This window comes from Chryseobacterium lathyri (genome assembly GCF_019970085.1).
In the GTDB taxonomy this organism is placed as follows: domain Bacteria; phylum Bacteroidota; class Bacteroidia; order Flavobacteriales; family Weeksellaceae; genus Chryseobacterium; species Chryseobacterium lathyri.
Genome location: NZ_JAHXYG010000003.1, coordinates 733694 through 749783, shown reverse-complemented (window position 1 = coordinate 749783; position 16090 = coordinate 733694). Strand labels below are relative to the sequence as shown.

General features: G+C 36.5%; 16 protein-coding genes. 7 read left to right on the top strand and 9 right to left on the bottom strand.

All coding sequences use genetic code 11. From position 1 onward, the window contains the following. A partial coding sequence (locus LC418_RS12855) for a glycosyltransferase family 117 protein (RefSeq protein WP_223559402.1) occupies nt 1-544 on the bottom strand: 544 nt, incomplete at its 3' end. Between the two features lie 222 nt (nt 545-766). On the opposite strand from LC418_RS12855, the gene LC418_RS12850 reads away from it, so the two are divergent. From LC418_RS12850 to LC418_RS12830, 5 genes are all read left to right on the top strand, one after another. Beyond that, nucleotides 767-1804 (top strand): PLP-dependent cysteine synthase family protein, encoded by a 1038-nt coding sequence (locus tag LC418_RS12850; protein ID WP_111961053.1) that lies wholly within the window; start codon nt 767-769, stop codon nt 1802-1804. An 82-nt stretch (nt 1805-1886) separates the two neighbouring features. Further along, nucleotides 1887-3158, top strand: coding sequence for an aminotransferase class I/II-fold pyridoxal phosphate-dependent enzyme (locus LC418_RS12845; protein WP_223559411.1), 1272 nt, complete (start codon nt 1887-1889; stop codon nt 3156-3158). A gap of 76 nt (nt 3159-3234) precedes the next feature. Beyond that, nucleotides 3235-4122 (top strand): DMT family transporter, encoded by an 888-nt coding sequence (locus tag LC418_RS12840; protein ID WP_223559401.1) that lies wholly within the window; start codon nt 3235-3237, stop codon nt 4120-4122. Nucleotides 4123-4186: 64 nt separating this feature from the next. After that, entirely contained in the window at nt 4187-4969 is a 783-nt protein-coding gene (locus tag LC418_RS12835) for a hypothetical protein (protein WP_223559400.1), read from the top strand. 99 nt (nt 4970-5068) lie between these two features. Beyond that, complete coding sequence (locus tag LC418_RS12830) at nt 5069-7258, top strand: B12-binding domain-containing radical SAM protein (protein WP_223559399.1); 2190 nt, start codon at nt 5069-5071, stop codon at nt 7256-7258. A 79-nt stretch (nt 7259-7337) separates the two neighbouring features. On the opposite strand, the gene LC418_RS12825 is transcribed toward LC418_RS12830, so the two are convergent. The 3 genes from LC418_RS12825 to atpD form a co-directional block, all read right to left on the bottom strand. Further along, on the bottom strand, nt 7338-8159 hold the full coding sequence (locus LC418_RS12825) for a hypothetical protein (protein WP_223559398.1): 822 nt from the start codon (nt 8157-8159) through the stop codon (nt 7338-7340). 80 nt (nt 8160-8239) lie between these two features. After that, entirely contained in the window at nt 8240-8521 is a 282-nt protein-coding gene (locus LC418_RS12820) for a FoF1 ATP synthase subunit delta/epsilon (protein ID WP_111957931.1), read from the bottom strand. An 83-nt stretch (nt 8522-8604) separates the two neighbouring features. Continuing rightward, entirely contained in the window at nt 8605-10113 is a 1509-nt protein-coding gene (atpD, locus tag LC418_RS12815; protein ID WP_111957933.1) for a F0F1 ATP synthase subunit beta, read from the bottom strand. A gap of 206 nt (nt 10114-10319) precedes the next feature. Here atpD and LC418_RS12810 point away from each other — a divergent pair, with 206 nt between their 5' ends. Beyond that, nucleotides 10320-11240, top strand: a complete 921-nt coding sequence (locus tag LC418_RS12810; protein WP_223559397.1) for a bifunctional riboflavin kinase/FAD synthetase — start codon at nt 10320-10322, stop codon at nt 11238-11240. Here the strand turns inward: LC418_RS12810 and LC418_RS12805 are convergent. Continuing rightward, nucleotides 11237-11590, bottom strand: a complete 354-nt coding sequence (locus tag LC418_RS12805) for an MmcQ/YjbR family DNA-binding protein (protein WP_223559396.1) — start codon at nt 11588-11590, stop codon at nt 11237-11239. The two genes, LC418_RS12810 and LC418_RS12805, sit on opposite strands and share 4 nt — an antisense overlap. A 97-nt stretch (nt 11591-11687) precedes the next feature. Between LC418_RS12805 and LC418_RS12800 the strand changes: the two genes are divergently transcribed. Beyond that, nucleotides 11688-12344 carry an NAD(P)H-binding protein gene (locus LC418_RS12800; protein WP_111957940.1) on the top strand — a complete coding sequence of 219 codons (657 nt, stop codon included), beginning with the start codon at nt 11688-11690 and terminating at the stop codon, nt 12342-12344. A gap of 120 nt (nt 12345-12464) precedes the next feature. On the opposite strand, the gene LC418_RS12795 is transcribed toward LC418_RS12800, so the two are convergent. From LC418_RS12795 to LC418_RS12780, 4 genes are all read right to left on the bottom strand, one after another. Then, nucleotides 12465-13040, bottom strand: a complete 576-nt coding sequence (locus tag LC418_RS12795; protein ID WP_223559395.1) for a glutathione peroxidase — start codon at nt 13038-13040, stop codon at nt 12465-12467. A gap of 84 nt (nt 13041-13124) precedes the next feature. After that, entirely contained in the window at nt 13125-13787 is a 663-nt protein-coding gene (locus tag LC418_RS12790; protein ID WP_111957944.1) for a histidine kinase, read from the bottom strand. Between the two features lie 78 nt (nt 13788-13865). Next, on the bottom strand, nt 13866-14588 hold the full coding sequence (gene kdsB / locus LC418_RS12785) for a 3-deoxy-manno-octulosonate cytidylyltransferase (protein WP_111957946.1): 723 nt from the start codon (nt 14586-14588) through the stop codon (nt 13866-13868). Between the two features lie 247 nt (nt 14589-14835). Then, entirely contained in the window at nt 14836-16089 is a 1254-nt protein-coding gene (locus tag LC418_RS12780) for a pyridoxal phosphate-dependent aminotransferase (RefSeq protein WP_111957948.1), read from the bottom strand. Nucleotide 16090 lies beyond the last annotated feature (1 nt).

Below are 16090 nucleotides of genomic sequence, written 5' to 3'. Positions count from 1 at the left end.
GGATGATCCATCTTTCGCTGTCTTTCGCCAGGTATTCGTTTTCCCATTTGGTAATTAACCAAACGAGTAAAGCAATAAACATAGAAGCCATAGAATATACCTCTCCTTCTACAGCAGAAAACCAGAAAGTATCTGAAAAAGTAAAGCATAATGCTCCTACTGCTCCTGCAAAAAGGATGGAGATTTCCTGGTGTTTTGTAATTTCATCAAAATCCTTGTTCAGCAGCCGTCTTACAAAATGGGTAATCGTCCAGAATAAAAATAAAATCGTCAGCGCACTGAACAATGCAGACATCGCATTAATTACGATAGAATAATTTTCACCTTTCCCTAAAGCAAAAATGGCTGCCACGGCACCCACAATCTGGAATAAAGCGGCTCCGGGAGCATGCGTTACTTCAAGTTTTACAGCTGAGGAAATATACTCGCCGCAGTCCCAGAAACTGAAATTGGGTTCTATGGTCGACAAGTACGTGAAAAATGCAATGACGAAAATCACCCATCCTAAAACGGTGTTCCATTGCCTAAAAGTCCAATTTTTCATAGTATTAAATCAATTACGCGAAAATAAGGCTTTTATACCATTCTGTGGTGTTTTTAACAAAATTTAAAAATTTTGGCGTAGTATTTGCGATTGTACTTCAGCTAAGATTGCAAATCAGAAAATAAATTTTGCTGAATCGCTGGCTTGAAATCAAACAAAAGTTTAGTAATTATTTATTTTTTTGTATTTTTGCGGTCAGATTTTTATTGAAAATAACAAATAATGAGTAATGTTTACGATAATATTCTTGGCCTAATAGGAAATACTCCTATGGTGAAGCTTAATACTGTTACAAAAGATATTCCTGCAACCGTTTATGCCAAGTTAGAATCATATAATCCTGGACATTCCACAAAAGATAGAATAGCACTTCATATTATAGAAAATGCTGAACAAAAAGGTTTATTAAAGGAAGATTCTGTAGTTGTAGAAACTACTTCAGGAAACACCGGATTTTCTATAGCGATGGTCTGTATTATTAAAGGATATAAATGTATTCTGGCGGTAAGCGACAAAACGAAGCCCGAAAAGATTGCCTATTTGAAAGCATTAGGGGCTACGGTATACATTTGTCCTGCCAACGTGGCTGCAGATGATCCCAGATCTTATTATGAAGTAGCTAAAAGAATAGCTTCAGAAACGCCAAATTCAGTTTACATCAATCAATATTTTAATGAATTGAATATTGATGCACACTACCAGACTACCGGTCCTGAAATTTGGGAGCAGACAGAAGGTAAGGTTACCCACCTCTTCGCCTGCACTGGAACGGGTGGAACATTGTCCGGTTCGGGTAAATTTTTAAAAGAAAAAAATCCGGATATCAAGATTATTGGTGTGGATGCTGATGGTTCTATCCTGAAGAGCTACCACGAAACAGGAGAAATCCATAAAGAAGATGTTCATCCTTATCAGATTGAAGGAATGGGGAAAAACTTGATCCCTGCTGCCCTGCTTTTTGATAAAGTAGATGAGTTTGTAAGGGTAAATGATGAAATGTCTGCCTACAGAACCCGAGAAATAGCCCTTAAAGAAGCTATTATGGGAGGATATACCACAGGAGCCGTAACCCAGGCGCTGATTCAGTATGCACAGTCTCACGAGCTTACCAAAGATGATATTATTGTCCTGATCTACCCTGATCACGGATCAAGGTATATTACTAAAGTATACAGTGACAAATGGATGGCCGAACAGGGTTTTGTAAATAACTGCGTACACAATTACGATGAAGTTTTCAAGACAGAATTCATTAAATAGATTTAAATAAACCACGATACAAATCAAGCCTTTTGTGTTTTACAGGAAAGGCTTTTTTTACTTAAAATTACGATACAAAATGTTGGATATTTTTGAAAGAATAAAAGAAAATCCAGGACCTCTTGGACAGTTTGCAGATTACGGAGAAGGGTATTTCATTTTCCCGAGATTAGAAGGACCTATCGGCCCAAGAATGCAGTTTCAGGGAAAAGAAGTGATTTTCTGGAGTGCTAATGACTATTTAGGATTATGCAACCACCCTGAGGTGCTGGAAGCTGACGCTAAAGCCGCTGCAGAATATGGGATGTTCTATCCTATGGGAGCCAGGGCAATGTCCGGTGAAACAGAACAACACCTTCAGCTGGAAAAAGAACTGGCAGATTTTGTACAGAAAGAATCAGCATATTTATTGAATTTCGGCTACCAGGGAATGGTTTCTACTATAGATGCTTTAGTGAGCAGAAACGATGTGATCGTATATGATGTAGATTCGCATGCCTGTATTGTAGACGGTGTAAGACTTCACTCCGGAAAAAGATTTACCTACAGACATAATGATATTGAAAGTCTTGAAAAAAACCTTCAAAGAGCAACCAAAGTAGCAGAAGAAACCGGAGGTGGTATTCTTGTGATTACAGAAGGTGTTTTCGGAATGAGAGGTCAGCAGGGAAAACTTAAAGAGATCTGCGATCTTAAATCTAAATACAGCTTCAGACTTTTAGTAGATGATGCACACGGATTCGGGACTCTTGGAAAAACAGGAGCCGGAGCTGGTGAAGAGCAGGGATGCCAGGATCAGATTGATGTATACTTCTCTACTTTTGCTAAATCTATGGCTGGTTTCGGAGCTTTCCTTGCGGGAAATAAAGAAATCATCAGATACCTGAAATTCAACTTAAGATCTCAGATTTTTGCTAAATCTCTTACCATGCCAATGGTAATCGGAGGTTTAAAAAGACTGGAACTTTTAAGAACCAGACCGGAAATTAAAGCCAAGCTTTGGGAAAATGTAAATAAATTACAAAGCGGACTTAAAGAAAAAGGATTCAATATTGGAGATACAAACACCTGCGTAACACCAGTAATGATGCAGGGAACTCCGGTGGAAGCCACACTTCTTGTAAAAGATTTAAGAGAAAATTACAGGATTTTCACCTCTGTAGTGGTTTACCCGGTTATTCCGAAGGGAATGATCCTGTTGAGATTAATTCCTACCGCTTCCCATACGGATGCAGAAATTAATGAAACATTAGCTGCGTTTGAAGCCATTCATGATAAATTAGTAAGTGGTTACTATAAAGAGCAAGAACAAAAACTTCTGCAGGAGCAGGGTTTAAGTTTTAAGGCGATTTAATGAAAAGATAAAAACCACTGAAAATTTCAGTGGTTTTTTTTATTACATATTCATCCTATCAAATTTGTGATTAAAAATGAAGTTCAAGGGTTATTTGTTAGGCATACTGTCGTCCGTCTCATTCGGACTGATCCCTATTTTCATCCTGCCGCTGAAGCAGGCCCATTTCTCTATGGATATTACGCTGTTCTATAGATTTTTGTTTTCTGCCTCAATGGTTGGCGGATATCTGCTGTATTCCGGAGAAAGCTTCAGGATCAATAAAAAAGAGGCTTTGATTCTTGCTGTTCTGGGAGTCTGCTATGCCCTTTCTTCAGAATTTTTGTTCATTGGGTATGATTTTCTTACCCCGGGAATTGCTTCTACCGTCCTGTTTATTTATCCGGTTATTGTAGCTTTGATCATGTTTTTCTTTTATAGGGAAAAACTCACAAAACTTTCTATAATCTCTCTGTTTTTAGCTTTTGCAGGGGTTATTGTTTTATGCTTAAAAGAAAATGGCCTGGAGATCAATTTTGCAGGTCTTGGAATTGTGATGCTGAGCTCATTATTTTATGCGCTTTATATGGTGATCGTTAATAAATCTGATCTTAAAGTATCAGGATTCAAGCTCTCATTCTACTCCATGCTTTGTACTTCTGCATTTTTTATGGTAAAAGCTTCCGCTGAAGGTGAATCTTTTGCCATCCCTTCCGTATCCATTTTTTTAAATTTTATTGTTTTTGCTTTTCTCACCACCGTTATTTCAAGTCTGTGTTTGGTGTATGCTATAAAATATATCGGGTCCACGCCAACTGCTATTTTAGGAGCATTGGAACCTGTGGTTGCAGTGATGGTAAGTGTCTTCATGTTTCATGAAAAATTTACGGTAAATCTTCTCATCGGTATTACGCTTATCCTTTTAGGAGTAACCTTTAATGTTATTGCAGACAACAGAAAGTCGAAGCTTACTCAGCCCACATAAAGTGACTGGCAGACAATTAACTGTTCTATAACAATTTTTTATATTATATTTACTCAACAAACTGATGAGCAAATACAATATGCGAATTATTCCGAAGATCGTTTTTTCTCTTATTACAAGAATATTTTTATGTACAGCTTTGTTGTTTTCGGAACCTGTATCATGGCAGTTTAGATTTCTATGCGTGATCATTTTTTGTATTCCCTGGATAAGATTTTTCATGAATGATTTTGACAGGAAAAATATTGATCTGTATCTTAGGTATAAGCTTCTGTTTCTTACCACCCCTGTTTTATATGCCCTTATCCTTTGGAAATTTTTTGAATGGTATCATTTCAGTTTAATTACCCAGTTAATTTTATTCCTTTTACCGGTAATAGTAAGTTTTTTTATTAAAACGAAAAGTAAAGATATTTCAGGCAACACTCAGAACATCCTACAGACAATGAATTACTATTGCATTCCGTTCTTTTTAGCGGTCAATATATCTTTTGATTTTTCCAAACCATCATCGAAAGAATATTTTATTACCTATAAAGCCAGTCCTATAGAAGAAAAATGGGATTCAGAAGGTTACTATAAAATTACGAACTATCAGTTTAAGGTTATTCCAAAAGAAAAAATGAATACTATTGAAGTTAAGAAATATAACATTCCTGCCAAATATAAAAACAATTATGAATATTTGAATTCATATTATTTAAAAGAATCTCCAAAATCTCTTACCATATATGTAAACCGCAAAACGTATCATAAATTTGGAAAAGGAAATTATCTTGATATTGAAACCTATTCCGGATTATTTGGGATAGAATGTACCTATTATCATTGGAAACTTAAGCACTAATCACTAAGCTTTATAAAGAATTAAAAAATACTTTTAAACTTTCCTGCTTAGCTTTTTCATTTTAGATGAATTTAAAATAACTTTGCAAAAATTTCCTGTTTGAAAGATCTTCTTCTCATTACTCCACCTTTTACCCAGCTCAATACTCCTTATCCGGCAACAGCTTATATAAAAGGCTTTCTGAATACCAAAAATATTTCCAGCTACCAAGCCGATCTGGGACTTGATGTTATTTTGGAGTTATTTTCGAAAAACGGACTTGAGAAAATTTTCAGCACAAAAATCAATCATCAGGAACTCTCAGAAAATTCACAACGGATTTATGCATTACGGGAAGAGTATTTAAGAACAATAGATCAGGTGATTCCTTTTTTACAGGGAAAAACCCCTACGCTGGCCAGACAGATCTGCAGCATGAATTTTCTGCCGGAAGCCTCCCGTTTCAACCAGCTGGATGATATGGATTTTGCATTTGGCAATATGGGGCTTCAGGATAAGGCGAAGCATCTGGCTACCCTATATTTAGAAGATCTTTCTGATTATATTATTGAAAATATTGATTCGGATTTCGGATTCAGCAGATATGCAGAACGTCTCGGAAAAAGTGCCAATTCTTTTGATGAGCTGTATTCAAAACTGTCAAATAATCCAACCTTTATTGACAGCTTTACCCTTAAAATTCTTCAGGAAAAATTAGAATTAGTTCAGCCAAAATTGGTATGCTTTTCAATCCCGTTTCCAGGAAATCTGTATGCCGGATTCAAATGTGCCCAGTTCATTAAAAAAAACTATCCCCACATTAAAACTGCGATGGGTGGTGGTTTCCCCAATACCGAATTGCGGGAAGTAAAAGATCAGAGAGTTTTTGAATTTTTTGATTTTATCACTCTTGATGATGGTGAGCTTCCTCTCGAGCTTCTTTACAACAACTTGCATATTTCAGAAGAAACCGCAGAGTACAAGAGAACATTTTTAATTGAAAATCAAGAGGTTACTTATAAAAATAATTCTAAAAGACACGATTATAAGCAGGCAGGTATCGGTACACCAGATTATACAGATTTAAAATTAGACCAGTATATTTCAGTGATTGAAATTGCCAACCCAATGCACAGTTTATGGAGTGACGGAAGATGGAACAAACTGACCATGGCCCACGGATGCTACTGGGGAAAATGTACATTCTGCGATATTTCTCTGGACTATATCAAAATCTACGAGCCTATTTCTGCTAAAATTTTAGTGGACAGAATGGAGGAGCTCATTAAAACAACAGGTGAAACGGGATTCCATTTTGTGGATGAAGCTGCACCACCGGCATTGATGCGGGAAGTTGCATTGGAAATTCTTCGCAGAAATCTTGTGGTTACCTGGTGGACCAATATCCGGTTTGAGAAAAGTTTCACCCGTGATTTATGTTATCTGTTAAAACTTTCGGGATGCGTTGCCGTTTCCGGAGGGCTGGAAGTGGCCAGCGACCGGTTGTTACAATTGATAGATAAAGGTATTTCTGTAGAGCAAGTTGCAAAGGTAACAAGAAATTTCACGGAAGCCGGAATCATGATTCACGCTTATCTGATGTATGGCTACCCTACTCAGACTGTCCAGGAAACAGTAGACTCTTTGGAAATGGTAAGGCAGATGTTTGAGATGGGAATTCTTCAAAGTGCTTTCTGGCATCAGTTTGCTATGACAGCGCATTCGCCTGTCGGAATAAATCCTGAGGAATTTGGAGTGACTCCTCTGAAGCAGGAAATTCTGTTTGCCAACAATGATATTGATTTTAAGGATAAAACCGGAATCGATCACAGCCAGTTCAGCTTTGGATTGAAAAAATCTCTTTTTAATTATATGCACGGAATCAATTTTGAATTTCCGCTTCAGGAATGGTTTGATTTTAAAATTCCAAAAACAACAGTTCATCCTGATTATATTCATGACTGTCTTCTGGATGATACCCAATTCGGCTTTAAAGGCAACTCTAAGGTTGTTTTCCTGACTAAAAACGTAATCGCTGAGAATCGCATAAAAAATAAAAAGAAATACTCCGGTGCATATACGCTTCTTACATTCCATTTAAAAACCAACATTGTAAAGATAGATCTGGAGCAGGATAAAGCGGAATGGCTGATGAAAGTGCTGGAAGAAAATTCTATAGAAAACCCTAAAAAAGTTACAGCTCAACAACTTAAGAATCAGTTTGAAGAAAATTTTGAAGATTTTGAATTATTCTGGTTTTCAAAACCTATACAGCAGCTTAAGGAAAATGGGGTGATTTTAAGTCTGTAATTTTTTAAAATTTATTAGAAAAAAAATCCTGGAAATTAAATTCTCAGGATTTTTATCAATATTCAAAATCAATATATTTTTATTTTTCAGCATTTCCTTTTACAACGTCACCAACAATCACTTTTTCCTGGACTTTAATAAAATTCGGGTCCATAATTGCTATTCTTTCTGCAATGGCTTTATAAGTAGGAAATTTTAACAGAGAAGCCCTGCCGGACATTTCCCTGTAGATGGTAAAAATTTTTCCGTTAGCTGTTTTGATCTGCTTTGTTGTGGTAATATATTTTCCAATATATTTACTTTTAGCATCATATACCTCAATATCTATGAAAGTTTTATCGGTAATGGTATCTTCAGAACCAAAACTTACCGGAAGATTGGTAAAATATCCGACAGGAATACCGTTGCTAATGATCTCTCCTACTTTATTAACCTCAATGTTGAGCTTATCAATTTTACTTCTGGTGGTATAGGCATCTTTGGTTTTGGTATCCAGCTTTCTTTTAGGAATATTTTTAAATATATCATCCAGGTTTTTAATATTGATTCCTTTATTATCAATAATCTTCAGACCTTTAATAGAAGTATAAACTGCTGATTTTTCTTCTCCGGAAAATGCTGACGGAGAAATATAGTCCATTTCTATTGTCTTATCCCTGTTGTAAACCCTGTTGAGTTTTATATAACTGTCTCTTACGGAATCCACTATACTTTTATCTACGAATTCTATGGTATACATCGGGGTCTCGTTCAGATCCATGAACGTATAGATACTGGATTTGTTGGAGATCTTGGCAACATGAACGCCATCAAGACTTATGATACCTCTTTTGGTTTTGAAATTTTGGGCATTACACAAAATTGCCAGAACGGTAAAGAATATGATTGTACTTTTCTTCATAGAATCAGACTTTTACACAACATAAAAAAAGTGTAACCAAAGTTACACTTTCTTGAAAATATATTTAGCTTTTCATTTAATTATTCACAAAGGATGATTCCTTTATCATGATTAAATTCTACAACACCGCTTTTGATAGGGTAAGAAAAAACAGAGTCTTTCTCATTTTCTTTAGTAAAGTTTTTAGCATAAGCTTCACCCACTGAAGATGTGAAAAGCTTTACTTTACCTCCGATCAAAGAAGAAACAATTGCTGCGTGATTTTTCATAATGTGGAATTCACCACTTTTTCCCGGCAACAATACAGAGTCTACTTCTCCTTCAAAAACTACGTATTCTGGTGTTAAAATTTTTATATTCATATTTCTTAGATTAAAGAGAAAAGAGAAAAGAAAAAAGAAAGAGACCATGTCTTTGTTCTTTTTTCTTTATTCTATTTATCTAGTTAAGCGTTTTCAGCTAACATTTTTTGTCCAGCCTCGATAGCTTCCTCGATGGTTCCTTTTAAGTTGAACGCAGCTTCCGGTAAATGGTCTAGTTCACCATCCATAATCATGTTGAATCCTTTGATGGTATCTTTGATATCCACCAATGATCCTGGAATACCTGTAAACTGTTCAGCTACGTGGAAAGGCTGAGATAAGAATCTCTGAACTTTTCTGGCACGGTAAACTACTGATTTATCTTCTTCAGAAAGTTCTTCCATACCAAGAATTGCGATAATATCCTGAAGCGCTTTGTATCTCTGAAGAATTTCTTTTACTCTCTGAGCGCAGTCATAATGTTCATCACCGATAATTTCCGGAGCAAGGATTCTTGACGTAGAAGCCAATGGATCCACTGCAGGATAAATACCCAATGAAGCAATTTTTCTGTCTAGTACCGTGGTTGCATCCAAGTGAGCAAACGTAGTTGCAGGAGCCGGGTCAGTTAAGTCATCCGCAGGTACGTAAACTGCCTGTACTGATGTAATTGAACCGTTTTTAGTAGAAGTAATTCTTTCCTGCATCGCTCCCATCTCAGAAGCAAGAGTCGGTTGATAACCTACCGCTGACGGCATACGACCAAGAAGTGCAGATACCTCAGAACCAGCCTGTGTAAAACGGAAGATGTTATCTACGAAGAAAAGTACGTCTCTACCTTGTCCGCTTTCACCACCGTCTCTGTAGTACTCAGCCAATGTAAGACCAGAAAGTGCTACTCTGGCTCTTGCACCTGGCGGCTCGTTCATCTGTCCGAAAACGAATGCAGCTTTAGATTCTTTCATAGCTTCTAAGTCTACTTTAGAAAGATCCCAACCTCCGTTTTCCATAGAATGCATGAAATCATCACCATATTTAATAATTCCTGATTCAAGCATCTCTCTCAAAAGGTCATTTCCTTCTCTCGTTCTTTCACCTACTCCGGCAAAAACTGAAAGACCTCCGTGTCCTTTTGCAATATTGTTAATCAACTCCTGGATCAATACTGTTTTACCTACACCGGCACCACCGAACAATCCAATCTTACCCCCTTTTGCGTAAGGCTCAATAAGGTCGATTACTTTAATACCTGTAAATAAAACTTCTGCAGAAGTTGAAAGTTGATCAAATTTTGGAGCTGGTCTGTGAATTGGCAGACCACCTTCTTTAGAAATATTTTGAAGTCCGTCGATAGCATCCCCAACAACGTTGAATAGTCTTCCGTTCACAGCTTCACCAATTGGCATTGTAATAGGATTTCCGTATCCGATTACTTCCTGCCCTCTTTGAAGACCGTCTGTAGCATCCATTGCAATACATCTTACTGTATCTTCACCAATATGCTGCTCTACTTCTAAGACTACTTTTTCACCGTTTCCTTTTGTAATTTCTAACGCGTCATAAATACTTGGAATTGCTTCCACATCTGTGAAGACAACGTCGATTACCGGACCAATAATTTGAGAAATTTTACCTTTAATTTGGTTTGCCATTGCTAAATTTTTTCTTGGTGCAAATATAATGATTCTTCATAAACCTACAATTGGTAAAAAAAAGATTTTTATCATACTTTTTTGTTAATGTACCAATATAACAATTTACCAGTCTAGCAATTATTTCTCCGCAAAAAATATTGGTACATTGTTATATTGATACATTGTTACATTATGTATATATTTGCAGTCAAATTTTTTCCGTTTTGAAAGTTTTCAAGAATTTTAAAGATTATCCCTCCCAAAAGCCTTTAGCATTGTCTCTGGGAATGTTTGACGGAGTACATCTCGGGCACAAAAGTATCATCGATGAACTGATTAATGTGGGTACAGAGAATAATCTGGAGACAGCGATCCTTACTTTCTGGCCGCATCCGCGTTTTGTTTTTAACCCGAATGAAGATCTTAAGCTTCTGAATACGCTGGATGAAAAGAAACAGCTGATCGAAAAATACGGAATCAATCATTTGTTCCTGAAAGAATTTGATGAAGAATTCAGAAACCTTACAGGTGAAGAATTTGTACGTCAGATCCTCATTGACAAACTGAATGTTAAATACCTTATTATTGGCTACGACCATTCATTCGGAAAAAATAAGAGCGGAAATTTCGAGCTTCTTCAAAAGCTTTCCAAAGAACTGGATTTTGTTGTTGAACAGATGGAAGCGATCAATCTCCACGAAAACAATATCAGCTCCACGAAAGTACGCAATGCTCTTCTGACAGGAAATATTAAAGAAGCCAATGAAATGCTCGGTTACTCCTACTCTGTTTCCGGAACCGTTGTTCATGGGAAAAAAATTGGAAGGACAATTGGCTATCCTACAGCTAACATTGATGCTGAATCTATTAAACTTCTGCCTAAAAAAGGAGCTTATATTGTAGAAACCGAAGTAAAAGGCCAGCAATATAAAGGAATGCTCAGCATTGGTACCAATCCTACTGTAAACGGAGAAAAATTAACCGTTGAAGTCTATATTCTTGATTTTGAAGGCGATATTTATGATGAAAAGATCACGGTAAGATTCAGGGATTTTCTTCATGACGAGATCAAATTCGAAGGCCTTGAAAAATTAATTGAGAGGTTGGATGAAGATAAAAGGCTGACCCGGGAGTTTCAATTCTAATTATTTATAATTTCTTCTTTTGCTTTTTTCGTTAATGAATTAAAAACCAATTCATAAGACTGATCTATTAACTTATAGATAAGATCTCTTTTCAAACCATCAGCCATGACAGAATTCCAATGGGTTTTATTCATGTGAAATGCGCCTGTGATCTGCGGATGCTGTTCTCGGAGTTCTGCGCTCCATTCAGGGTCAGTTTTTACGTTGATGCTCAATGGCTGTCTTTCAAGTCCCATTAATAAAAACATTTTTGTCCCTACTTTCATCACAAGGGTTTCGTTATCAAAAGGAAAAGTTTCTGTAACTCCTTTTTTAGCCAGGCAGTAATCTAAAATTTCGTTGGCATCCATGGATTTTATAAATGATAAGTGATAATGATTATTGATATTAATTTCAAATGTAGTAAATTTAAGAAAGAAAATACCATCTATATAAATCACAAATATTATGAAAGCTTTGGTTATTGGCGCAACGGGCGCTACAGGAAAGGATCTGGTAAAACAGCTGCTCAGCGATAAAGAGTTTGAGGAAGTCGATATCTTTGTAAGAAAGCCTGTGGATATCCAGAATGACAAGCTGAAAGTTCATGTGGTTAATTTTGAAAAGCCGGAAGAATGGAAAGATAAAGTGAAGGGTGACATTGCATTCTCATGCTTAGGAACAACACTGAAAGATGCCGGAAGCAAAGAAGCCCAGAGAAAGGTAGATTTTGATTATCAGTATGAATTCGCCAAAGCAGCGAAGGAAAATGATGTGGAAGATTATATACTGGTTTCGGCATATGGAGCAAACCCCACATCTAAAATTTTCTATTCTAAAATGAAAGGTGAGCTGGAAGAGGCTGTGAAACAACTTCATTTTAATAAGATCACTATTTTTAAACCAGGAATGCTGGAAAGAAAAGATTCGGAAAGAACCGGAGAGGTTCTGGGTAGCAGAATTATAAAATTTGCCAATAAGCTGGGATTGCTGGAAAGTCAGAAACCGTTGCCTACAGATATTTTAGCAAAAGCTATGATTAATTCATCCAAAATAAAAAGTAATGGTTATTCCAGTATTAAACTTGGGAATATTTTCTGTTTTGCTGAGAAAAGCAACGACTAGAAGCAGACAACTTGAATTATAAACGCTTCGACTCCGCTCAGCGTGACATTTCTAATACTATCTGTATTTTTCTAAGCTGTCACACTGAGCGGAGCCGAAGTGTTGTTTTTATAATTTATCTTACTTCAAATGCTTCGTGATAGCATCATCTGTAGGTTTTGTAGTACTTATGAAAGTATCGATCAGCTTTCCGTTTTCATCGAGCAGGAATTTCGTGAAATTCCAAAGGATGGTAGTGTTTTTTACCCCATTTAAATCTTTTTCCGTTAAATATTTAAAGATAGGAGCTGTATCATCTCCTTTTACAGAAACTTTAGCCGCCAAAGGAAAAGTTACTCCATAATTTTTCTGGCAGAAAGCACCAATCTCAGTATTGGTTCCGGGCTCCTGACCTCCGAAGTTATTGGCAGGAAAACCTACAATAACCAGTTTGTCTTTATATTCTTCATACAGCTTTTCAAGATCTGCATATTGTGGAGTAAATCCACATTCTGATGCTGTATTGACAATAAGGATCTTTTTTCCTTTAAAGTCTGCAAAGTTAATCTCCTTACTATCAAGGCTTTCAACTTTAAAATCATATATTGTTTTTCCCATAAGTTCTTTGGTTTTAGATTGAGAAATTTCACTTTTCTGATTGGTACAGCTCTGTAAAAATGCTACAAAAGAAAGCAGCCATAAGAAAATCTTTTTCATTCTTATAATTTTAGTTGGCAATTTTGCCGCGGTTATTTTCCAAAATATAATGCCGAATATTTTAAATAGGCATTATTTTCTAAATTAAAATTTAAATGTATTGGCAGGAAAAACTTTATTGACATCTATCCTGTTTAAGATCATAACGAAGTCTCCATCCTTTTTAGTACTTGAAGATTCAATTCTAAAAGGCATTGACAGATTTCCTACTTTCTTGTAATCGGCATATACCAACGTTTCATCTTTTTTGATTTCTTTTAAAAGCATGTACGTTTTTACATCAAAGTAATAGATGTTCTTATTTACATTTTTGGTGAGCTCCACTTTGTGACAGTAGATCTCACCTACTTTTTCTTTTCCTGCATATTTAGCATCAAAACCTTTATTTTCCCAGTCAATGAAATCATTATCAAAGCTTTCAGGTATGTATTCAGGGTATACCTGAAGTTTGTTGGCTGCATAATTCATTGCGTATCCTCTAGTACCATCAAAACCTTCAATGGCTGTTTCCTTTCCACCGATACTGATCACCGTTTTGGTAAGATTGGGACGCTGCTGGTAAATTTTTATAGGGTATTCATCTTTGATCCCTAAAATCACTTTTCCCTGTAACAGTACTGAATTTAAAAGCTTCCAATTCGTTAATCCTCCGGACAGTTCAATATTTTTGTCTATAATTTCTTTTGCGGTCTGCGCAAAAGACAACTGCGAAAGTATCAGTACGAATACTAAAAGTAATTTCTTCATTAATCTTATTTATTTCAAATATAAGGGGAATTGCGCGAAAAAACAAAAGGTGATGAGCAATGCTTTCACCATCTATTCTCAAATTAATTTCCGTGCTTTTTCCAGATCTTCGGGAGTATCGATCCCCACTCCGATGAAATTGGTTTCTATTAACTTAATCTTCATCCCGTATTCCAGATAACGGATGCATTCTATTTTTTCTGATATTTCAAGTGGTTTCATTTCCAGTTTGGAGAACTGAAGTAAGGCATGTTTTCTGAAAGCATATACGCCAATATGCTTAAAATAGCTAATGTCATAAGAGATTTCCCTATGAAAAGGAATCACGGAACGGCTAAAATAAAGGGCAAAACCGTTGTTATCCGTAATAACTTTTACATTATTCGGGTTTTCAATTTCTTCTTTTTCTGTTAGTCTGATTTTTAATGAAGCCAGAGAAATTTCCTGGTTAGTATCATCCTTGAAGACGTCGATAAGCTGTCTTAACGGCTCTAATTTAAGGAAAGGCTCATCGCCCTGAACATTAATCACGATATCGCAGTCGATGTTCTGTACGGCCTCCGCAATACGGTCGCTCCCGGTTTCATGCTGTCCGGTCATAACGGCTTTTCCACCATTTTTCACAATTTCATCAAAAATAATTTCAGAATCCGTAGCTACAAATACTTCATCAAACAGTCCCGTCTCGGCAACATTCTGATAGGTAGTCGTGATCACTGTTTTTTCACCTAACATCTGCATCAGCTTTGCCGGAAAACGGCTTGCTTCGTAACGGGCAGGAATGACAGCTATGATTTTCATTTATTATAAATTATGAGTTATGAATGATTAATTGATATAATTTGCTAAAAAGATAATTCCTAATGTTGAATAACTCAACAATTTGGTTTCCAGGAACGGCCTTTTTGGAAGTTTCATTAATAAAAACTAAATTTTTTCCGTATTTCTTATCTTCAAAAAATCGCTTCGACTACGCTCAGTGTGACACTTAATAATAACTTATACCGTGCCGTGTTAAGTGTAGCCGAAGCATATATATTTTTCTTAATTATTTTAAAGCATTCAAAGCATTTTCAAGCTTTGGTAGCATTACTTTGATCTCGTCAACCGCTAAACCTCCCACAGAAGCACGGAACCAAGGCTCAGATTTTGCCTCTCCGAATGCTGAGAATGGTACAAGAGCAACTCCGGCATCATTAATTAAGTAGAATACAAGGTCAGACGAATTTTCAATAACAGATCCGTCCGGTTTTGTTTTTCCGATATAATCTAATCTGATGGTAAGGTACAGAGCTCCCATTGGTTCAATACTTTCCACTGCCAGTCCTTTTCCTTTTAAGTCCTGGATTCCACCGTGAAGAACTTTTAAGCTTTCTTCCAGTTTTCCTTTAAAATCTTCTACGAAAACATTTACATTGTCAGGGTTTTCAAAGAATTTCGCGGTAGCTTCCTGTTCAGGCTTCGGTGCCCAGGCTCCAACGTGCGTTAACAGAGCTTTCATTTTATCTAAAATATGAGACGGACCGAATCCCCACCCTACACGTACTCCTGTTGCAGCAAGGCATTTGGAGATACCGTCGATATAAATGGTATATTCTTTCAATTCAGGGAAAAGAGAAACCGGATCTACGTGCTGTGCACCGAAAGTAAGATTAGAATAGATCTGATCATACATCAGGTATAATGGTTTTTCATCTTCCCCTCTTTTTCTGTTTTCTTCAAGAACCAATTCGCAGATAGCTGAAAGCTGCTCTTTTGTAAACATTGTTCCTGTAGGATTCAGCGGTGAACATAACGCTAAAAGAACTGCACCGCTTAAATGTGGTCTCAGATCATCTGCTGTAGGAAGGAAGTTATTTTCAGGGGTAGTTTTCACCTCTACAGCCTCTGCAGAAGTAAGGTAAGCGTAATGGTTGTTGTTCCATGACGGTGTAGGATATACTACTTTATCACCTTCATCTACGATTGTTTTATACACCGCGTAGATCAACGGTCTTGATCCGGCAGTAATTAAAATATCGTTCGGTGAATAATCCAGGTTCCATCTGTTTTTCAGATCTTTGGAAACTTCTTTTCTTAAAGATAAAAGCCCGTTGGCCGGCGGATAATTTGTCAGATTATTCTGATATGCCTTCTGAATCTCTTCCTTCAGCAGTGCCGGGATAGGATAGAGATTAGAATTCAGGTCACCAATAGTAAGATTGGCAATTTCTGCTCCTTTTGCTTTTAAATCATTTACTTCATTACCAATTTTTACAATTTCAGAACCAATCAGGTTCGCCGCTAATTTTGAAACTTTCACT